The organism is Leifsonia naganoensis (assembly GCF_013410615.1).
GTDB lineage: Bacteria > Actinomycetota > Actinomycetes > Actinomycetales > Microbacteriaceae > Leifsonia > Leifsonia aquatica.
This window is the reverse complement of the sequence record NZ_JACCHJ010000001.1, coordinates 2,983,672-3,005,029: the sequence shown is the minus strand read 5'-3', so window position 1 is coordinate 3,005,029 and position 21,358 is coordinate 2,983,672. Positions and strand designations below refer to the sequence as shown.

The following is a 21,358-nucleotide window of genomic DNA, read 5'->3' as shown; positions in this document are numbered from 1 at the left end:
ATGCACATCCAGCTCGACGAGTGGGCCGCGCCCCGGGACGTCGACCTTCCGCGTGCGGTCGCATCCGCGCTCAATTCGCGCCAGGTAGCATCCGTGATCCCCACCGAGATCGATGGCCGTTGGACGGTGAGCCAGGTCCGGAAGGTCGGTTCGCTCATGATCGACGGACATCGCATCGACATCCGTCCGAAGCTCCCGATCAGCAGACTGTTCTTCCTTTTCGGCTATGCCCAGCGCCGCCGGCTGTGGTTGGCGGAGGAGACGCGCCTCGACTCCACTCCCGATCTCGTGCCGGCGATCGCGACCGCGTTTCTGCGGCAGCTCGGCGTCGCCGTCGAACAGGGACTTCTTCAGGGGTACCGGGAGTGCCACGACAGCGACACCGTCGTGCGCGGGCGGATCGACTTCGTGGAGCAATTCAAACGACGACCCGGGCTCGCCTCACCGCTCGAGCTGCGGTTCGACGAGTTCACCGTCGACATCGACGAGAACCGGCTTCTGGCGGCTGCTCTAGAGCGGCTCCTGCAGCTCCCCCTCCTCGACCCTGCTTCGAGACGCGCGCTGCTCCACTTCCGGGGCATGTTCGCCGAGGTCGAGACCTTGCCGCGCGGGATGCCTCTGCCCCGGACCCGCCACGATCGTCGCAGCGAGCACTATCAGCCCGCGCTGTCCTTGGCTCAGCTGATCCTGACGAACGCCTCGATCGAGCACCGCGTCGGCGAGCACACGGCGACCGCGTTCCTCGTCGACGTCGCGCAGGTGTTCGAGGACTTCGTGTCCGTCGCGCTTCGAGACTCCCTCCAACGCTCCGGCGGCCAGGTGCTCAGCCAACGAAGCGACCGGCTAGACGCGTTGGGGCACGCGGTGGTGCGCCCGGACATCGTCTGGCAGCGCCACGAACGGATCCACGCCGTCATCGATGCCAAGTACAAGGCAGAGAGGCCGGCCGGCTACCCGAACGCCGACCTCTACCAGATGGTGACGTACTGCACGCGGTACGGCCTTCGCGACGGTCACCTCGTCTACGCATCCGGCGAGGAGACGCCCAAGAGGATCGACATCATCGGAGCGCCCATAACAGTCCACTGCCACGCAGTGGATCTCACAGGATGTCCTCGAGAGATCCTCGCGAGTATCGACCGCGTAGCGGAGGCGATCGTCGCATCCGCGCCGGTCAATGTGCCGGGGAACGCAACACGGAAATCACAGTCGTCATCGGCTGTCCTCAGCCGCCACTAGAGTAACGCCATGGGATACGGGCGGGTCATCGGCGGGGACTACAAGGGCGCGACGGTGTCCACGCCAGTCGGAAGCACCCTCGTGGTGCAGGCCGGGCTGAAGTTCCGCAAACTGATACCCGAGAACGTGGAAGAGTGGGACGATGTCGCAACCGACGGCACGGGTAACCCCATCGCCAAAGTGGGCGTTGCCGTCGCGGGGGCCGCTCTGCCCGGCCGCTTAGGCAAGGCAGCATCGGCAGCGGTCGATGCGACCTTCGATTCCATGAACCGATCGCGCGTTGTGAGAGTCAGCTGGACCGACGGCAAGCGATCTCTCATCAAGCTGACCGACGGAATGTACAAGCACCTCGAACTTGTCCTCGAAGATCAGCGCGCTATCCGCGCTGAGCCGTCCGCTGGCGAGCTCGACGTGGCGCCGACGCCGACGGAGAAGCCGACCGTGGCTGAGCAAGCGTTCACGATGGTTTCTGGCCTTATCAGAGACCGTCTGCCCGCTCCGAAGCGAGCTGAGGAGACGAACAGGTCCGCTACCGACGTCGCAGATCTGCTCGGGCGCCTTGCCGCACTGCGAGACTCGGGTGTCCTCACGGAGGAGGAGTTCCTAGCCACGAAGGCGGAGCTGCTGGGGCGGCTCTGACTGCCGAACTCCGCTCGTCTTCACCTCGGGGTGACTGCGATTGCGTGGCGACTCTCGCTATCGCAGTCAAGATTCGTCCCCCGGTAAACACGCTCACGTCCAGCGCTGCTCCCTCCACAACTGTCGGACTGTCTCGAGGTTGGGCGGGAAACCGAGCCCGATTTCCAGCAACTCAGTGCCGCAGATGTTCTGTCACTTCGGACATGATCGAGTCGATGGGCTCGTGCTCCCAAAAACGTAGAACGTCCCAGCCGGCATCTTTGAGCAACTCAGTGTTTCGACGATCGCGAGCAACGTTAGCAGCGAGCTTCGGCACCCAATAGTCGGCGTTGGACTTAGGGGTACTTGAGTGCGTAGGACAGCTATGCCAGAAGCATCCATCGATCAGCACGGCTACGCGTTGTCGCGTGAAGGCGATGTCAACGCGAAGGCGAGCATGCGGGATCGCCTTGTAGTCGACACGAAATCGATAGCCGGCCCCATGAAGCCGCGACCGCACTAGCAATTCTGGGCGCGTGCCTGTTCGCCGGTTCGCTAGCATCGAGCGCCGGACTGCAGGTGATGTCGCCCAAGACACAGTCACAATGTACCCGGCTCACGACCTAATTCGGTTGAGTAACTGACGCGGTCGACGCAGGCGACATACATGGGCCGGCGAGCGCCGCAAGGTCCCATCCGAGCTGTACCTGACCACGGGGAGTCATGTCGGACAGTCGAGATACCCTTGACGGGTGATTGACGAGGGCCCCCCGCAGCACCCGCTCATGGAGACAGACCGACCCGACTTCGAGAACGGGTCGCCCGCGTACAAGGTCGTTGACTTATTCTCTGGCTGCGGCGGCCTCTCTTTGGGGATAGCCCAAGCCTTGAGCGTTTCTGGGCGCGCCCTCGATATCCGACTAGCGGTGGACTTCGAGTCATCCGCGGCGGCGGTCTACCGTGCCAATTTTCCGAGTGCCGCATACGTAGAACGCTCGTCTGTAGAAGGCATTTTTGACGGCGCGATAGCAGCTGCCCCAACGGCCGGTGAGCTTGAGTGGGCTGAAAAGATCGGACCCGTTCACGCCCTTGTGGGTGGGCCGCCGTGTCAGGGCCACAGCACGCTAAACAATCACACACGCGGCACGGACCCGAAGAACGCTCTCTACATGTACATGACGCGAGCTGCGGAGATCCTTCGCCCCGACGTGGTGATGATTGAGAATGTGCCTGCCGTGCTGAACGACCGATTCGCCGGTCGCAACGTCGTGGAAGCGGCCCGCATCGAGCTTGAGCGCCAGGAATACTGCGTCGCGCACGAGGTCATTCCTTTACATGTGCTCGGCGTGGCGCAGACCCGAAAGCGCCATATTCTTCTCGCGACTAAGGGTGCGGCACCTCATCCAAGCGAAGTCTTCGGCTCGATAGTGAAGAACTCTGTTATGCACGATGTTCGATGGGCGATCGGCGATCTCGAATTCGTTCCAGCGATCGGAGGGGACACGCCGCCCAAAGCAAGCGCGACCAACCTTGAGCGCATGGCCTATCTACTTCAGAACGGCGATTACGATTTGCCGAATCACCTCCGACCCAAGTGCCATCAGGGTCAACACTCTTACAAATCGATGTATGGGCGCCTTCGCTGGGACAAGCCCGCGCAGACGATAACCAGCGGCTTCGGAAGCATCGGGCAGGGACGTTACATGCACCCATCCCAGCTCCGAGCTCTAACGCCACACGAAGCCGCGAGATTACAAGGGTTTCCCGACTACTTCGACTTCGGCTCCGTGACCACTCGAACGTCCCTCGCGACAATGATTGGCAACGCTGTTCCGCCTCAACTTTCGGCCGCTGTGTTTCGCGAGTTGATTTGATCCGGGGCGCCCCAAGACCGCCACGAACTCTGTCCATCCATCTTGGTGCTCGCCTGAGCACCGCCTGCGAAGCTTGTCTGCGGAGTAATTTGGATGCCCTGCTGAGCGATCGCTAGAGGATGCGACCGACTCTAGCCAGCTCTCGCGTCCGACGCCCTCGTTGCGAGCGTTGCCATCGGCGCCGTCTCGTCTGATGACACAGGCACTGCTCTGGTCAAGCCGGATACTCGACCAGCACGCCTGAGTTGGACAACGAGGCGAAGCGGCGCCTCATCGTCGATGCGAAAGCGGAGTCGCGGATGACGACGCCCGTCTCGAGGTTTCGCTCGGCGGCGGCAAGCGAGAGGTTCGCGCTAGTGACGAACGCCACCCTCGAATCCACGAGCACGACCTTTGAATGCTGGATGGCATAGCCTACGTCCTTCGGATGGTAGGTCAGGATGCGTGCCCCTTTCAGCTTCGCAGCGAGCACGGCAACGACCTTCCCCTCCTTGATCGTCGAGTCAAGCAGCACAGTGGTCTTCACGCCACGGGCTACAGACCGCCACAGCGCGTGTACGAATTCGGACCCCACCTCCGCAGAGTATGTCGATGCGAACACGTCCACCTGGGCCTCGTCGATCAGATGGGCAAGCGCAGCAGTGGTGTGGTCGCCGTCGCCCTGGAATGTTGGCCCGCTCCAGACGGCGCGAAGGTCTGTCGCGTTCGCAGTAGCCGCGGCTGCAAATCCACGGAGCACAGCAGCTAGGACGTCCGCACCGAGCGCGGAAAAGCATTCCTTGAGAAGGGCTGCTGTGGCGGCGTCGGGTCCGACCAACTTCGCCGAAGCCTTCATCAGGTTCCCGTCGATCTCAAGGCTCGAAGCGAGCTTGACAGCGAGCGATGGCGACACGGCTCGCGCCAGCTCCTCGATCGAGTCCCCCACGTTAGATGCGTCCGCCGAAATCGATGCCGGCGAGTAGAGGAGCCAAGCCGCGCGAACCCGTATTGAGGTCGAGGACGAAACGCCGGTCGATGAAACGGTTGGCTCGCTCGCATGAGGTCTCGGAGAGGAATGCACAAAAATGGCAAGCCGCCCCGTGGAGGAAATCCTCTTGGTCGCGTGGAACCCGATGTGCGCAGATCGGGTCGGAGGAGCAACGCTGAGCACGATGAAGCGCTTCGAGTGTGACCTCTTCCAGACGGTCCGTGCGGGCGAGGTCGACCAGGCCGCCGAGTGTTCCTTCGCTGTCGGGCGAGGTCGTAGTTATCAGGACGCCCGCGGCCGGGGCCCTGTCGTCGGTCTCCTGCCAGGCATAGATACGCTCGGCAAGCGAGGCCGAGCCGTACCCGCTCGACATGGCCATCTCCCGGATGAGCAGGTGCGAAAGGGTATGTAGTGCCCAGTAGCGAGGAGGAGGCATTCGCTCGTCCGCATCGAGTTCGGCTGCGGTCCGGCTCTGGCGGCGCGCGAGATTTCGCTCGTGAGCGGCGACATGTGCTGCCCACACATCGCTGTTCAGCACACCGTCTTCCCATGAAGAAACGACGTCCTCGTCGAAACGGATGAAGAGCCCTTCACCGCGATCCTCCGTCGCCGGGGCCCATTTTGGTTTGCCCGACAGGGCAATGGGAGCGATTCTTGCCGCGTCGTCTCCGACGCGGTCGAGTGCGTCGATCCGTGTGAAGCCAATGAACGCGTTGGCCTTGCGAATGCGGTCGACGGCGATCACCTCGCTCACCGGGCCTGTCAATGAGTCGGCAACCGGAACCAGGTGCACCTTGAAGCCGTTACGGCGGTCTTCGGTGAGGAACTCGTCGGGGTGGGTCAGCGTCTCCCACTCCGGCACGAGAAGGTGGTTTGGGTCGTAGCCCACTGGGCCTGTGACGTCCTGAACTATCGGGGGAAGGTCGCCTTTCGCCACCTGGATCGCGATCCATAGGTCCGCGTCGGAAATCCCCGCAAACTTCTCCACCATGTTTTCGGGTGCGAATTCCCGCCACATCGCCACCGCGTCGAGCGAAGTGAGCTTCGCGACTTGGGCGGGCGGCAAACCCATGACTTCGTTCACGACATCGGCGGGCTTCGGCTCCTTGCGCGATGGCAGTACCAGAACACTGATCGTGGCAGGGAACCACTGGTTCGCGGCGCCGAGCAGCATCAAACGCACCTCGCCCTTGCACGGGTCATCGAGGGACGCGAACGACGGCAGATGCGGGTGGCGACCACGGCAGTTCGGCAAGGATGTCTCACCCCCTGCCCGGGTCAGCTCGGCGATGTTCCTCGACGCGTCGCATTGGACACAGACAATAGATACCTGCGGTCCGAGGTTCGACCGCCATTCGCGCATTCTCAGTTGCGGGTTCGGGACGCATTCCTTGGGGTGGCCATCCGCATGGTGGATCCACTCGTTGTATGGGAACTCGTCCAGGTGGCCGTTCGTGCACGCGATCAGGTAACGAGCGGGCACTGCGACACGGTCGCGCCCGTCGCCCTTGAACCTGCCCTTGCATTTGCGGTGCACGAACCGCGCCATATCCGGGCGGTGCTTGCGTGTGTTCTCGAACTCGAAGACGTTGGCCGACACGGGGGCAAGCAGGTCGCATCCCGTGCACCGGAGCCATTGCGGAAACACTCGGGTCGGGATGCCGATGGGCGTGGAGTCCCCGCCGAGATCGTCCGGCAACCACGGGGGCTGGCGCAACTCGCCGACCTGTTGGCCGAGCTGGCGGCGCACGGCGTCGATCAGTCGCGGTACGAGTACCAGGGTCGGGTCGCCGAGGCGCGCATATGCCTTATCCCACGCGTCGATGCCTTGAGGCATCACGGCGATGTGTGGCAAATCGACCGATGATCCGATCCCGGCTGTGTAAAGCATCGAATTCGGACGGATCGATCCGATGCGCGCCCGATTCTTGGTTTTCAAGCCCGTGTCGATGAACGGATCGGCGACGTCGCCTGCGACGCCGATCACGTCGTCTGGGACCGTGGCACCAGTCGTCTTGCCGTTCTCGTCGTCGGTCACTTCGCGTCCTTCTTTGAGGTGAACGTCCACTTCGGCGTCGCGGCGGTCACCGGCTCTACGAGTTTGCCAGGGAACGGCGAGACGAGCAGATCGATTTCTGGCTGCACTTCGCGCATCGAGTTCGCTACCTGGAACAGGCGGTCGCCCTCTTCGCCGATCGAGTCTTCGGGGCTGACCAGGAGCCGCTCGATGTGCTGTTTCGGCAGGCTCTTGCGCGCATACGTGAGTGCGCCACCAAATTGATCGGCACGTTCGGTCCACTCGTCGAGTCGCAGCACTAGCTTGCTCTCAGTGAGCGCCGCAGCCTCGTCGCCACCAGCTTGAGCGACACGTGCCACGAGCTTGCCCACAAGCGCGTCAACAGCGGATCGACGGTACGTGATCCGCCCCGCACCAGCGACCACCTCGGGCGAAAGCGAAACGTCGGACTTCGCTGCCGCGTCCATGACCCGCGCCGCCGAGACGATAAGACCGGTGAGACCACGTTCGAGGGCTGCCTCGGAGAACGGCGTCACCGAAAGCGCTTCGACATTGGCGTAGAACGTGTTGTGGTAATGCTCGAACTGCTCGTAGTGCGCCGTGTCGCGCGGACGCGAGCGGTTGGCGAGCGTCACTACAAGCCCAGGTTTCGACGATTCGCGGCCGACACGGGAGGACGCCTGAATGTACTCGGCCGTGTTCTTCGGCTGGCCGACGATTAGCATGAGCCCGAGACGCTGCACGTCCACACCCACTTGAAGCATCGACGTCGCTAGCACGACATCGAAGGGCAGCTCGCGGTTGGGCAGCTTCTCGCCCGCCTTCAGCTTCGCCGCCATCACCGCACGGCCAGCCGTCGTATCGAGGCTCGCATCGAACGGGGACGCCAAGTGGGTCAGGGTTCGCCCGATCTCGGACGAGGAGATGCGCGAGGTGAGCTCGCCGATCTTAAGTGGCGTGCGTCTGCGAGGGTACCCACTCGACTTGTCCGGATTGCTCACACGAGTGGTGACATCATCTTCCAAGTAGCGACGCATGCCAGCGAGCTCGCGAGTGGCCGAGAAGTAGTCGACGAGCGTGAGGTAAGGCTCGGCCGCGCTGCCGTACGCGTCGAAGAGCCGCTGACCGGCGAGCAGCAGAATCTCGCTGAGTCGGATCTCGGCGAGGGTGAGTCGCGCGCCATGGAGGCAGACACCGAGGTACAGGCGTCCGGGCTGTTCGACGAGCGGCACTTCTTTTGAGAAGAAAGTATCGCTCACGCTGAGCACTTGGGGAGGGAACACCTCCACGTCGCGTGCGTACAGCCGTTGAACCTGCTCCCCGGCCTTGCGCACGGTCGCCGTTGAAGCGATGACCAGCGGCTTGACGCGCTTCGCTGATGTCTGGGGGCCGAGCTCCCAACTTGAGAGCACGTCGACGGCACCCTCGAAAAGGCCGACGGCGGTGCCGAGCGCCCCCGTGATGAGGTGCAGCTCGTCCTGGATGATCAGGTCGGGTGGCCGGAGCCTGCCAGTAGTCATCACCTGAGTTGACGGGTAGTTGCGTCCGTTCGCCTTGCTTGGGTTGTGGCGCTCGGCCCCGCAGACGTTCGCCTCTGTGTCCGGATGCTTGTATCCGTGGCGAGGACAGCGCTTGCTGACATAGCCGAACAGGCTGGCCGCTTCTCCCTCGCGAGCGAGGCGCGCGAACTTGTCGACGGTAGCAAGCAGGAACGTCGGCGGATGACGGTAGATCTCGTCATCGACGGTGAGGACCGGGAGCCCCTCGCGCGCCGCGCCGCCGGCAGCGAAAGGGCAGCCAGCACGTCGGTCGCCACAGTACACACGGACGCGCTTCTCGACGTCGTCGGCCTCGACGTTCGCCTTAGGGTTGATAGCGGTGCCGCACCACGGGCAGTGATCGAACTGAAGCACGGAAAGTCCGTACGCGGAGTTGCCGTCGCTCTCGCGCACGTCTTTCACCTGTTCGGCGGCTTCCGAGTAACGCTTTGGGCTCACGCTCGATCCGACCCAAAGTCCGATGCGGAACGGGACCGATCCCCAGGTGTCTTCGTCTTCGAGTCGCACCATCTCGGCAGCGCACATGAGGGTAGTCGCGCGAATGAACTGCTGCGAGGTGAGCAGCCGCAGCGTGTACCGCATTAGCACCGCGACGCCGTCGCCGCCGTCGAGTAGACCATCCGGCGTTTCAACCTTGCCTTGAAGGCGACGGATGCCGAAAGTGAAGGCAGCGAGACCAAGGTAGGCCTCCGTCTTTCCACCACCGGTCGGAAAGAAGAGGAGCTCGGCGCGGGGGAAGTCAGACGATCGTCGCTTAACCGTCGGGTCCACGACCGAGGGAAGCTGCATGAGGATGAACGCCAACTGGAACGCCCTCCATGATGCTGCCCTGTCTCCGAGCGAATCGATCTGGGCGACAGCCTCAGCGATCGTGAGCGACGGCTGTTCGATTCGGAGCGCGGCGACCTGCGATTGTAAACGCTGGTCACGCATCGTTCGGTTCATAAACCAGAAAGCACGCTGAGCTTGCTCGTCGGATGCAAGCAGCTGAAGACCCTCGTCGAGGCGTTTCAACGCTGCTTTTCCATCGGTGATTCCAATCGCGCCTTGCTTGGTCAAGTGCCCAGGAAGAGCAGCGTTGGCAGTCGACTGCTTCATCAACCACTCGGAGTAAGCGTCGACAAGTGGTTGCAGACCGCTCTTCAGCTCCGAAGGGCTCGCTTCCATCAACAAACGCATGCTCATCACTGCACCGTCAACATCGGGCGCCCGCGTCTGCGGTACCTCTGCGGTGGGCAGCCACGTCGTGCGGACCGCAGTCGCGCGCCGACCATTTGACCGGGAGGTATCCCAGGTTGCCGAGGCCGTACGGCCCACCGCGAATTCAAGCCGGTCGCGGTAGAGCAGGTCCAGCCGCTGAACTTCGAGATCGCGCGATCCACGATCGTGAACGAGGGCATCCCGAGTTGGAAGGAAGATGCCGGAGGTATCGTCGATGGGCCTGACCTCCAGCTCGGCTTGAAACATCCACAGCCTGGGAGGCAGTTCGCGACCCGTAACGGTGGTGTTCAATAGTGCAGCCTCGACCACACGGCGCCCCTCGTGGTCAAAGACTTCGATCGAGATAGCGACCCCGTCGACAAGCTCCCTGCGGATCGAGCCGCCGTCAGAGACAGTACTAAGGTCGATCTCGACCGACTCAGCGAACGGTGTCCGGTCGTAGTAGGTCTGTATGCGACCATCGTCGTCCGCTTCGCGACGCGAACTATATTTGCCCCATCGTGCAGTGAATCGCAGCTGCTCATTCCCTGGTGAGACTTGGAATCGTAGGCCCATCGATGATGGGGCGATGATCTTGGATTCGGGTCCGCGGTCTTCGTCGGAGTCGCTCGACGATGCTTCCACGATCTCGTTATCCTCATCGACCGGAACACCGTCAACCTCGTGCGCATTGCTGAGATCCGCGACCGCAAGGTCCTCATCGTTGCGAATATCATCGAGTGATGTGGATGCGAGAGATGTCGTGATCGCAGCGCTCGGTGTCGCACCATCAAGCACGGAAATCGGTGCCAGCGCGCCTGCGAGGTAACGAGCGCGGGGTGTGCCGAGGATGACCTCGTCGGGTCCGTCCCATGGTCCGACTAGATCGCGACTGATCAGCGCGAGTAGCTCGCCCCGGACGTTGGCTGTTATCGTCGTCGGCTCGTCGGACATCAGAACATCGCTCCCTCAGGTTGCACCGATTCCTCGAAGCTTTTCGCGCGCTTTGATCTCATTGGAGCCGACCGCGTCTCGATCTCGGAGCGGCGCTTGTTCTCCTTGAGCAAACGGTCCAGAATTTCGTCGCGAGCCGCCGGGCATACGGTCCACCGTTCCACCTCGCGGTGCACGAAAAAGCCGTGCTGCAGGTGGATGTCTCCCCAGCCGTACGCATCCATGACCGCCTCGTCAATCCGTAAATGGATCGCGCGGACGAGGTCGACGTCGGGGTCGCCGACCACGTTGGGCGAGTGTACGAGGTTGTACAGCGTGGTTAGCCCTAGCTCCCGACGCAGCATGATCTCGCGGCGGTCGCGGTCGAGCTGCTCGCCAAGCTCGCGCATTCGCGCTGTCTTCTGCGGCCGAGGAAGAGTCTCGAAGACGTCGGATGGCGTGTAACGTATGCGTGTCTCCAGGGTTGAGCCGTACGTGATTGCCCATGTGTGATGCGCCACTGATGACAAGAACGCGAGGTCCGCGAAGTCCTCCGTTGCAAAAACCCCAAGTGCATGGCCGAACACCTGGCCTGTTGGAAGCATCATCGGCATAACCGTTTTGCTGTGAAGGACCAACACGATGACACGTTGCAATGATTCAATTGCGGCTTCCATACCGCCGGCGTAGTCGCCGAACTGCCACCATCGTTCGCGCCTCGATTTCCGTGCGTTAGTGGCTCGTATCGGCTTTACCTTTCGCTCAACATGCCGATACGGGGCATCGAACTGTTTAGCAAGATCTTCGGACCATCGACGGAAGTTGATCACCGCTCGCGATGCTTGTTGGGACGGGCTCCCGTTTAGGTCAATCTTGCCCTCAGGGAACGGAAATACTACCGAAGCATTGCGCTCGTCTACAGCCACGAGCGACTGCGCCTGCTCAAGCGAAATGACGAATCCGTCGCCGTAGACATTTGAGCCCTTGAAACAGATGCCGCGGTTTGCGGAGAGGCGGACGGGCGCCTCTGTAACTCGAGACGCGGCCTCTAGCTGGGGCGTGATCGCAACGACCCTTTCGCCTTCGCATATGGGTTGCACATTGAGCCACGACGCCCCCCAAATGCGAGCGCACGACACGTTGGCGTTCAACGGTGTCCACGGGGCGCTCTTGACGGACCGGTAAAGATGTCGACCGGCAGTGAGCACCTGGTCCAGGCCCACCTCCCTTGTGTCGCCTTCGCTAATCGTGTTGGTCGTAATCAGTCCGAACGTACTGCGGCCTGGACGGAGCAGCGAATCGGCCCGCAGCAGGAAGTACGCGACCAAGTCCGCGGCGCCCGACTTGCCCCCTCCGACCTGGTACCGCAGCCATTCCCGATAATTCAAGCCAAAGGCACGAGTAGGTGCTGGGCCGCCCAGGAACGGCGGATTCCCCACGATTGCGTCAAACCCGCCACCGTCCTGGAGCACGTCCGGGGCTTCCAGAATCCAGTGCAGCGGTTTCCAGCTACGCTCGCCCGTATTGGCGGTCGGCGTGAGCCCCGATTCGATGATCGCGTCGAGTCGCTCTCGTTTCGGTGCTCCGCCATTCGCGGGATACGCCTCGTGGAGGGCGTCAGCGAGCTCGTCGTACCGCGCTTCAAGGTTTCTCCCGGGCTTTCCCCCCTCCAGCAGACCGGCGGCGATTATGCCATCGGCGACGTCGCGCAGCTTCGAGATGACGTATTTCGATTGATCAAGGAGTGCTCGCTTGGCGCGCGTGGACCGCATACGGTCGGCGTCGTCTACCTGGCCGGACGTGAGTTCACGGCGCACGCGCGCAGCGTCCGCAATATCCTTGTCGACATCAAACCAGCGGAGCGGTGACTTAGCCTCACGCTTCTCTGAATTGATGTGCTGTGCTTTGAGTTGCGCCTCGCTCGTAACGCCCAACAGAGAGTTGCCGTGAAAAATGCGGTCATCGACGAAAGAGAACGGTTTGCCAGGGTCCATCGAGATGAGCCAAAGCGAAAGCTTACACATCTCTACAGCCATACCGTTGATGTCGGCGCCGTAAAGGCACCTTGCGACGATCTCGCGTACCGCCCATCGTTCAAGTCCCGATTCGGTGCTGACGTCGAGGCCCTCGTTGCCACGCGCCTCGATGAGTCGGTCGGCGAGGTACCGGGCCGCGGCAACGAGGAAGGCTCCGGATCCCGCGGCGATGTCCGCGACCTTGAGGTCGAGGATCTCCGCCGATGACTTGAGTACCCACTCGTCGGCGTTCTCAGTGTCGAGCGGTCCTGGTGAATAGACCAGCGGCTCCAATGCATGCAGCACGATCTCTTCGGCGAGAGAGCGCGGCGTGTAGTGCGTACCCGTGTTGGCTCGCTGCGGGGATTCGGTCATGACGAGCCCGTTGGTCGGCACAACATAGGGGAAACCGCGAAGATCGTCGCGCACTAGCCCGCGGAAAGGCAGCAGCCGGGCCACCAGTTCGTCGTTGCCAAGCAAGGCGTGACGCAGTCGTGTTCGAGCATCCGCGACGCCGTTTACAACCACGTAATCCCTTGCGAGCTGATTCGGCGTGCGCGGTTTCGCGTGCGCTTGCGCGTCTTTCAGGTATTCACTGAGCCGCAGCCCGAAGTCCCCAGATTCCGTCGAGGCCGCCGCAATGGCTTCCATCTCAAGCAGCCGGATCTCAGGTTCGAAGCCGCTCTTGCCTTTCAGGCCCACGATGATCTCGTCGGCATACTCCGCTGAGTAGCCGAGCAGACCCTCGTACACGTATCCGATCTGTTCGACGTCGAGGTCACGGAACGACAGCTGCATTGCGCCGTTCTCGATAGTTTGCACAGCGCGAAGCACTGCTGCCATCGCCCGGTCGGTCAAGCGCACCCTCAGACGCCCCTGCGCATCCGTCGCTTGCAACCACGGAAACCGCGAAGGGTCGAACAGCGAACCTCCGTAGGCCGGCATTCGCATGTCTTCGAAGGACGCCCCACCGTACACGGCATTGCTCGCGGCCAGGAGTCGGTGCCAAGCTTCCCACGAATGGTCGAGCGCCTCGGCGGAGGTTTCAGTCGCCTGCCGCTGAAGCTGCTGGCGGAGGTCAGCAATCGCGTACCCCCCACGGTACAGCTGGTGCTCGGGTAGGAGGCCGCGCTCCTCAGCGAAGAGGAGGAAGACAATGCGCATCAGCATCGTTACCGCGCCCTCATAGACAGCCTTGGGGTCAGCGGGCAGCGGAGATTTCTCACCTTGACCGAGAGCTCGAAGGTGCACATCCGACATCGACTGGAGCACCAGCTCGACAGCCCTCCGAACCTGGTCGCCGAGCGCTTCGGTAATTTGTTCGGCGCTCGCGATGCTTTCGGCAAAAAGCAACGGAAGGCGCAGCTCGGGCAATCCGCCCGCGATGGAGGTGAAGCTCGCGAGCGCCAAGAAGGCGTCGCGGCTTGGGCGTTCCTCGCGCCAAAGGAGGGCGTCCCAGACCCCACTGGCAGTTGCGACATCCGTGGCCGCGGACACGAGTGCCCACCAGCGACCGTCAGTTACGACGCCGATGGATACGCCAGATTGGCGGAGCAGGACGGACATTCGATCGATCGCGTTCGCGGACCAGCCGTCGGTACCGACGGCGCGGAGGTTGTTGGTACGGTCGACCACGGTCACCAAGGCTGCAGGAGCACCATCCTTATTGAGTGCTGCCCAGGCGGTCACTGCGACGGAGCTATTCGGAGAGTGGGCCTCGACGCCGGCGGGTGCGAGCTGTAGATTGCCGGACCAGTCAAGCAAACGCCTCAAAACCACCTCCACCCAGCGATCGCGCGATGCGTTATATTCTTCGGCTGTCGCCGACGACCATTCTTTCGACCATCGGTCGAACTCTGCGATAAAGGTGGCATTCATGTCGTCTGCGGACGCATCCGGCTTCGGCAGACCCGACCGGTAAGACGACTTCAGAGCCGCTTTTGAAAGGAACGGACCGTCGGCGTCGACGAGCGACAGCCAATCCCATGCATCATCGACCACCGGCGGCCTCCAGCCTCTTCACGTCATCGGGCGTTAACGCGAACACCAGCGCCGCAACAAATACATGCGCTTTGACGTCTCGGTAGCGACGTTCCACCGACTCGCGCTCCGCGCGATGCTCATCAGCAAGTGTCGCAAGCCGGATACGTACTCGCTCGAGGTCACGCTCTCGCTGTCTGAACTCCTCGTCGAACTCGAAGAGCATCTGCTCGCCTGCGAGGCGCTGTTCCTCCGCTGCAGCGAGAGTTCCCGTCAGCGTGGAGGCGAAGCGCTCGAAGATCGCGTCGACCGTTGCGAGGTCGGCGTTTCGACGCGCCGCAAGGCCGGACTCGACGGCTTGCCGTCTGGTCTCGGCGCGACTCTGGATCGCGGCGTCGACTCGAGCGCGCACACCGTCCTCCTCGTCACCGTCGGTGTTCCACCGCGAGGCCAGCATTCTCAGTGTGGCTTCGCCGGGCACGGAGAGGCGGGAGCCGTCGAGCGTGGAAGCGAGCAGCTCCTCCGCGCGATCGATGCCCAGTTCCTGTCGGCGTGAGAGGCGAGTGCCGGCGAGGAAGACTTCCTCGTGCAGGCGGGTCCCGCCCTCGCCTACGAGAACGAGTCGCGCCACTCCAGCTGCAAAGGACTGGTCGAGGCCATCGACGACGACCGCGCTGATTCCGCGCACCTGATCGCTTCGAGTCCAGACCTGACCGCGAAGCTCGCGCGCGGCCCTCTGAACTAGGGGATGACCGAGATGCGCATAGACGACATCGCTGTCGAGGCGAGCTCGTTCTTCGTCGAACGTGATCGGACGGGTGACGTCAGGACGGAGGCGCGTGGCGAGGCCCGCGAGTGCCGGCACCCAACTGCGCGATAGTCCTGCCGGGATCTCAAAGATTCGCGCCAGCTCGCTCGGGTCGTAGGCCTCCTGAAGGGCAGGCTGTCCGGAGAGTCGAAGGCCTTCATTCATCACCCTGAGCAGGTTGTCTTCGTGCAGGTGCATGCGATCGCGGGAGTCTTCGAGCCGTTCGGCCAGCGTCGTCAGTTCTCTGCCGAGGGCGTGCTCCTCTTGCATCACCTTGTTGATGATCTGATCACCGGCGTCCGACCGCTGCCGCCGAGAAGGCAGCGCTCCGAAACCGAGCTCGCGTTGAAGATCGGGCGCGATGATTTCATTGGCCGAGCCGATGTCGCGACGCACCTGCGAGATCTTGCTTGCGACGCGAGACAGGAGGTCGGTGTCCTTGGCGAAGTTGCTGGCACTCGGATCAGTCGCATCCGCTTTCGGATGCCAGATCAAGGGCGTCTCACGCTGACCGTAACGATCGACGCGGCCGATGCGTTGTTCAAGGCGGTTCGGGTTGAACGGAATGTCGAAGTTGACCAGGAGGTGACAATGGGTCTGCAGGTCGATTCCCTCACCGGCGGCGTCGGTGGCGAGAAGGATACGCACGGGCTCGTTCCAGGGGGGCGACGTGAACCGCAGGCGGATCTCCTCTCGGGCCTCGGCATCCGTCGAGCCGTCGATCACGGCGAGTCTGTCGCCGCCGAGTCCCTGGGACTCAAGCACGCTCTTGAGCCACTCCAGGGTGCTGACGTACTCGGTGAAAATGACGAGGCGCTGGTTGTTCCAACTGCTGCCCTCGGTGAACAGATTCGCTCTGATGAGCGTGATCAGCTCGACCAACTTCGAGTCGGGCCGTCCCTCGTAGCGGTTGCCCCACGCGATCAGGTTCTCGAGATCGGACTGATCCTGCGAGGTAAGAGCGACCTGCGCGCGTTTGGCGGTTCGGAGCGCTTCGAGCTCGGGCTGCTCAAGCCGGCCCTCTTCTTCGTCGGGCGCCTCGTCGCCGAGGATGTCGTCATAGTCGGGGAGGGCGAGCGCGTCATCGCCACGAGCAGCGAGATAGGCCTCGGCCGTCGTGGCGAAGGCGACAGGAGACGAGAAGAAACGCTTCTTCAGGATGAGGGTCGCGAGGTCGGATGCGCGCTTGCCGCGCTCCTGCTTCACCGCGTCGTTGCGTCGCTTGGCGAAGGCGATCAAGGTGTCGTAGGCCGCCACTTCATCCGGAGTCGGAGTGAAAACGAGCTCCTTCACCTCCCGCGGGAGGAATCCCTTGGCGGGAAGGTCGCGCTTGAGACGCCGAACTGCGACGTCGCGCAGGGCTCGTTCGTCGAGGTCGGCGCCACGGGCGAATCGCTGCGGGTCGATCATCTCGAGCAGGGCTGTGAACGACTCGGTGTAGCCGTTGTGGGGCGTCGCGCTGAGGAAGAGCCGGTGTTCGCAAAGCTCGGCAAGCCGTCTCACAGCGATGGTCCGCTGACTGTCGACAGCGTAGCGCTGCCGATCAGCCGAGCCTCGCGCGGGGGCCGCAGGAGCGACGTGGTGCGCCTCGTCCACGACGAGGATGTCGAAGGCTCGCCGCTCGGCTGTTCGCGCATCGCTCACGCTCGCGTAGACCTCTTCGAACATCCGCGCGGCACGGGGCAGCGGGAGCCAGGACATCGAGACGATGACCCGCGGGTAGACGCGGAGCGGATTCGCGTGCACGCCGAAGGTGCGGCGGAAGGTCTTCATGGTCTCGGAGTCGACGATCTCGAAGGTCAGCCCGAACTTGTCCCGCATCTCCTCCTGCCACTTGATCTGCAGGCCGGCGGGACAGACGACGATCACCGAGCGGGCGCGGTGGCGCAGCAGAAGTTCCTGGATGACGAGCCCCGCTTCGATCGTCTTGCCGAGGCCTACATCGTCCGCGAGAAGCATGTTTGCGCGAGGAGAATCGAGTGCCCGGCGGAGCGGCTCAAGCTGGTAGTCCTCCACGGCCGCGCTGCTGCGAAACGGCGCTTGAAGCGTCTTGGGGTCGGCGCTCGTGAGCGCGCCCCACCGAAGGGCGTCCACATAAGCGGCGAAGGTTGTCGGGTTGTCGAATTTGGTTGGGTCGATTTTGGCGGGCAGGCCTTGCTCACGCACGACACTGCGACCGGGCTCAAGCTCCCAGATAACGGTGAGCTCTCGACCGTACTGATCCTCCTCAATGGATTGGAGGCTTACGGCGTGCTGTAATTCGGCGCGGCCATCGTCGGCACTACTGCGTGGGAGCGATTGGGCCGCGACGTCGGTCACCGACCACCGCGCTCCGCGCGCGTTGACCAACTGGCCAACTTCAGGTATCTCAACCGATACGCGCGCAGTCGATACTTCAGTCGTACTCACAGTGTCGGACTCCTCATTTCGTCACTGACCAACCTAGCGAACAACTTCGTGCCGAGATCAGCGCCCCGATCAGGTGACGGGTGGATGCCGTCCCAGGGCTTGTCGGAAATGCACGGTACGACCCTGACAGCGCCACGTCGAGCTCGGGATCGACCTTCTCGGGATAGCCTGGCGGCGAGATGACCGAGTTTCCGAGCGGGCTAGGCAACGATGACGACATTCGTTAGCTGTGCCAACCACCGCACCGGCTCCCCTCAGGCAGTTCGTGTGCAAAGCACCTCGGGCCCCTCGCGACTGCACACAACCTTGTCCCGACTGCGATGCGATCGGTCGCCAGCCCGGCATAAGTCGAGGCGCCGGACTCAATTGATTAGCGTGTCGCTCGACGCGTTCGAAACACTGCGCTCCTCTCGGAGCCGGATCGACGGCGACGGACGCTTGAGCGTTACCAACGAATGATCGCACGCGCTCGCGGAAAGCGACCAGGCAGCTGCCAAATCGGTTCCACTATCGAGATCAAATATTCGAGCCTTTGAGCCAGAACACGCTTGTGCTCAGATCATAAATTCTGACTGTTGTCTTAAAAACCGGTCGCGACCCGCACCACCAGATCATTGCGCAAAGGTGCCCCTGGAGGTGTCTGGGTTCAGGAGATCGTTGATAGATGAGTCGCGACATCGTTGATAGTTGACTGGGATCGACGATGAGGGATGTCGAAGGCGCGCGTGATCGTCCTGTCCGTCGTCCACCAAGGCTGAAGCGGCCCGCAAATTCGACGTGTCCTGGCAATGGGTCCACACCCTCGTCACCCGATACGAAGCTGGCGGTCTCGATGGTCTCGAGCCGCGCAGCCGACGCCCTCACACCTCGACCAGGACACCCGAACAGGTTCGCGAACGCATCATCCAGCTGCGCCAACAATTGACCGCAGACGGGCTGGACGCAGGCCCGGTCACGATCGCCTGGCACCTCGAGCAGGAACACCACCCGGTCCCCTCAACCTCGACCATCCGCCGCATCCTGCACAACGCCGGCCTGATCACCCCCGAACCACGGAAACGACCGAAATCCTCCTACCACCGCTTCGAAGCCGACCAACCCAACGAGACCTGGCAATCCGACTTCACCCACTGGCCCCTCGCCGACGGCACCGACATCGAGATCCTCAACTGGCTCGACGACCACTCCCGCCTGCTGCTGTCCTGCACCGCCCACCACCGCGTCACCGGCACCGACGTGATCACCACCTTCACCGCCGCCGCAAACACCTACGGCCTGCCCGCATCCACCCTGACCGACAACGGATCCGTCTACACCTCCCGCTTCACCGGCGGCAGAAACGGGTTCGAGTATCTCCTCGCCACCCTCAGCATTCAGCAGAAGAACGGGCACCCCTACCACCCGCAAACCCAAGGCAAAATCGAACGCTTCCACCAAACCCTCAAACGCTGGCTCGCCGGGCAACCCCCAGCAACCACCCTCCGCGACCTCCAAGCCCAACTCGACCGATTCCAGACCATCTACAACAAGACCCGCCCACACCGCGCCCTCGACCGGCTCACCCCCGCCCAGGCCTACAGCGCGACCATCAAAGCCCAGCCCGACCACAACAGCCTCAGCATCCACTACCGAGTCCGCTTCGACACCGTCGACCGATTCGGCAAACTCACCCTCCGCCGCGCCGGCAACCTCCATCACCTCGGCGTCGGTCACGACCATGCAGGCAAACCCGCCCTCATCCTCGTCGACGCCAGCACCGTCACCGTCACCGACCTCAACACCGGCGAAATCCTCAGCAACCACACCATCGAACCCGACAAGAAATACTGGCGCAACCAAAACAAAGAGCCCGGCCGATGGCCGGGCTCTTCATAACTATCAACAATGTCGCAACTCATCTATCAACGATGTCGCGACTCATCACATGGTGCCCCTGGAGGGACTCGAACCCCCAACCTTCTCCTTAGGACGGAGCAGCTCTTCCATTGAGCTACAGAGGCCAGCCCATCGAGTCTAGCGAAACGGGGCGGGCCACGCCGTCGGCGGACCGGGGTGCTCAAACCTCCCGCGACGCTCGAGGTGGGGCACCCCGCCACCCCCTCAAACCGTCGGAAACCTCCACGACCCATCCAGCACCTCCGCGCGCGGTTGGTACAGCCGCACGAGGTAGTTCCACCCTTCCGTGATCGGGATGGTGTTCGGCTGGTTGCCCGAGCCGAAGCGGATGGTGGTCGTCCCGTCGGGGTTCTTCTCTGCGGTCACGCTGTTGATGTTGTTCACGTGGCGGTCGTTGGGCTCGAAGAAGCCGTTCTTGTTGTAGACGGAGATCGACCAGAAGGCGTCGACGGGCACGGCGCCGACGGTGAGCTCGTAGTCGCCGACGGGGAGGCCGGGCTCGACGTTGATGTAGGTGGCCTCGGTCGCTGGCAGGCCGCCCCAGGCGGAGGCGGTCGCGATGAGGTGGTGCACGGGATCGACCTGGTCGCGGGTGCCGAAGGCGCCGCTGTAGTCGGGCAGGCCCTTGGCCAAGGCGAGGAGGGCATCCCGGGTCTCGGTCAGCGACGCCTCATCCACCTCCGGAGGCTCGAACGCGGAGGCGCTGGGGGCGGTGATGCGCAGTTGGTCCTGGAGGGCGTTGACGATCGCGACATCCTCGGCGTTCGCGGGGTCGACGAGGGTGCGCACGCCGATGACGACGAAATCGCTGCCGGCCTCCTCCCGGCTGAGCGCGTACTCGCCGACGCCGTGCCAGACGACGGGGATGTAGTGGTCCTGGTTGATGACCATGGCCGACATGTAGCGGCCGTCCGTCTCGGGCAGGGTGAGAGTGAGGCCCTGGCTGACGTCGACGACGGACGCACTGTAGAGGGTGTCCCGGTTCAGCCGGATGACGGGCTGATGGTCGAGCGGCGCGGGCTCGCGGTAATGGTGCCAGCTGTTGATGGCGCCCACGTCCGCCAGAAGGGAGGCGAACATGCGGTTCGACTCGGCGCGCGTGAAGGTGTCGACGTTGATCAGCTGGGCCATCCGCGGTGCTCCTCGGTCATCGGGGCGACCCGACCGGTCGCCGTACCCCCAGCCTGGCGGGCAGGGTGCCGCGCGCCGAGTACCGAAAAACGCGGGTGGTCGGCTACGCCGCCGGCGCCAGGTAGCCCTGCCAGTCGGGTAGGGGTGCCTCCGAGCCGCGCACGACCCAGGAGGCGTCGCGTGGGGCGCGGGGGGTGATGTTGAGGGTCCAGCCCATCTCGGCGGGGGTGCGGTCGCTCTTGAGGTTGTTGCAGCGCAGGCAGCAGGCGACGAGGTTCTCCCAGCTGTCGCGGCCGCCGCGGGAGCGGGGCAGCACGTGATCGATGGTGGTGGCCGACTTGCCGCAGTAGCCGCAGCGGTGGAGGTCGCGGCGGAGGACGCCGCGGCGGCTGACGGGGACGGTGCGGCCGTGCGGGAGGCGCACGTAGCGGGTGAGCAGGATGACGGACGGTCTCTCGTAGCTGCCGGAGATGCTCCACACGGGGTGGGCGCCGTCGCTGGCGAGCACGGTCGCCTTCTGATTCAGGACCAGGACGATGGCGCGCTTGTAGGAGACGACCGCGAGGGGTTCGTAGCCGGCGTTCAGGACGAGAGTCTTCATCTGCGACCTTCCGGGAAGACGAGAGGCGAAGGGGTGAGCGGAACCGCAGGGCAAACAAAAAGGGCACTGTCCGTGCGGACAGCGCCCAATGAAGGAACGGCATGGTGGTGG

General features: G+C 63.2%; 11 protein-coding genes, 1 tRNA gene and 1 pseudogene. 4 read left to right on the top strand and 9 right to left on the bottom strand.

The window, feature by feature from the left end; translation table 11 throughout:
* Entirely contained in the window at positions 1–1,239 is a 1,239-nt protein-coding gene (locus HNR14_RS14495; protein ID WP_179701592.1) for an McrC family protein, read from the top strand.
* A 9-nt stretch (positions 1,240–1,248) separates the two neighbouring features.
* Entirely contained in the window at positions 1,249–1,878 is a 630-nt protein-coding gene (locus HNR14_RS20940; RefSeq protein ID WP_246311574.1) for an SHOCT domain-containing protein, read from the top strand.
* A 172-nt stretch (positions 1,879–2,050) separates the two neighbouring features.
* Here HNR14_RS20940 and HNR14_RS14485 read toward each other — a convergent pair whose 3' ends face one another.
* On the bottom strand, positions 2,051–2,455 hold the full coding sequence (locus tag HNR14_RS14485) for a very short patch repair endonuclease (protein WP_343064494.1): 405 nt from the start codon (positions 2,453–2,455) through the stop codon (positions 2,051–2,053).
* A gap of 154 nt (positions 2,456–2,609) precedes the next feature.
* On the opposite strand from HNR14_RS14485, the gene HNR14_RS14480 reads away from it, so the two are divergent.
* Positions 2,610–3,731, top strand: a complete 1,122-nt coding sequence (locus HNR14_RS14480) for a DNA (cytosine-5-)-methyltransferase (RefSeq protein WP_179701590.1) — start codon at positions 2,610–2,612, stop codon at positions 3,729–3,731.
* Positions 3,732–3,945: 214 nt separating this feature from the next.
* Here HNR14_RS14480 and drmC read toward each other — a convergent pair whose 3' ends face one another.
* The 5 genes from drmC to drmD are packed head-to-tail and all read right to left on the bottom strand — an operon-like array spanning position 3,946 to position 17,619.
* Positions 3,946–4,656: a DISARM system phospholipase D-like protein DrmC gene (drmC, locus tag HNR14_RS14475; protein ID WP_179701589.1), complete on the bottom strand. Its 711-nt coding sequence runs from the start codon at positions 4,654–4,656 to the stop codon at positions 3,946–3,948.
* Between the two features lies 1 nt (position 4,657).
* On the bottom strand, positions 4,658–6,736 hold the full coding sequence (drmB, locus tag HNR14_RS14470) for a DrmB family protein (protein WP_179701588.1): 2,079 nt from the start codon (positions 6,734–6,736) through the stop codon (positions 4,658–4,660).
* Positions 6,733–10,428 (bottom strand): DISARM system helicase DrmA, encoded by a 3,696-nt coding sequence (drmA, locus tag HNR14_RS14465; protein WP_179701587.1) that lies wholly within the window; start codon positions 10,426–10,428, stop codon positions 6,733–6,735. The genes drmB and drmA overlap by 4 nt, the downstream gene beginning before the upstream one ends.
* Positions 10,428–14,423 (bottom strand): Eco57I restriction-modification methylase domain-containing protein, encoded by a 3,996-nt coding sequence (locus HNR14_RS14460; RefSeq protein ID WP_179701586.1) that lies wholly within the window; start codon positions 14,421–14,423, stop codon positions 10,428–10,430. Before HNR14_RS14460 ends, drmA begins: the two co-directional genes overlap by 1 nt.
* Positions 14,413–17,619 (bottom strand): DISARM system SNF2-like helicase DrmD, encoded by a 3,207-nt coding sequence (gene drmD / locus HNR14_RS14455; protein ID WP_179701585.1) that lies wholly within the window; start codon positions 17,617–17,619, stop codon positions 14,413–14,415. The genes HNR14_RS14460 and drmD overlap by 11 nt, the downstream gene beginning before the upstream one ends.
* 741 nt (positions 17,620–18,360) lie before the next feature.
* On the opposite strand from drmD, the pseudogene HNR14_RS14450 reads away from it, so the two are divergent.
* Positions 18,361–19,494: pseudogene (locus HNR14_RS14450) on the top strand (IS481 family transposase); the annotation flags it as partial.
* Between the two features lie 50 nt (positions 19,495–19,544).
* Here HNR14_RS14450 and HNR14_RS14445 read toward each other — a convergent pair.
* From HNR14_RS14445 to HNR14_RS14435, 3 genes are all read right to left on the bottom strand, one after another.
* Positions 19,545–19,619, bottom strand: a tRNA-Arg gene (locus tag HNR14_RS14445).
* A 100-nt stretch (positions 19,620–19,719) separates the two neighbouring features.
* Positions 19,720–20,646 (bottom strand): DUF1214 domain-containing protein, encoded by a 927-nt coding sequence (locus tag HNR14_RS14440; protein ID WP_179701584.1) that lies wholly within the window; start codon positions 20,644–20,646, stop codon positions 19,720–19,722.
* A 103-nt stretch (positions 20,647–20,749) separates the two neighbouring features.
* Complete coding sequence (locus HNR14_RS14435; protein WP_179701583.1) at positions 20,750–21,247, bottom strand: HNH endonuclease; 498 nt, start codon at positions 21,245–21,247, stop codon at positions 20,750–20,752.
* Positions 21,248–21,358 lie beyond the last annotated feature (111 nt).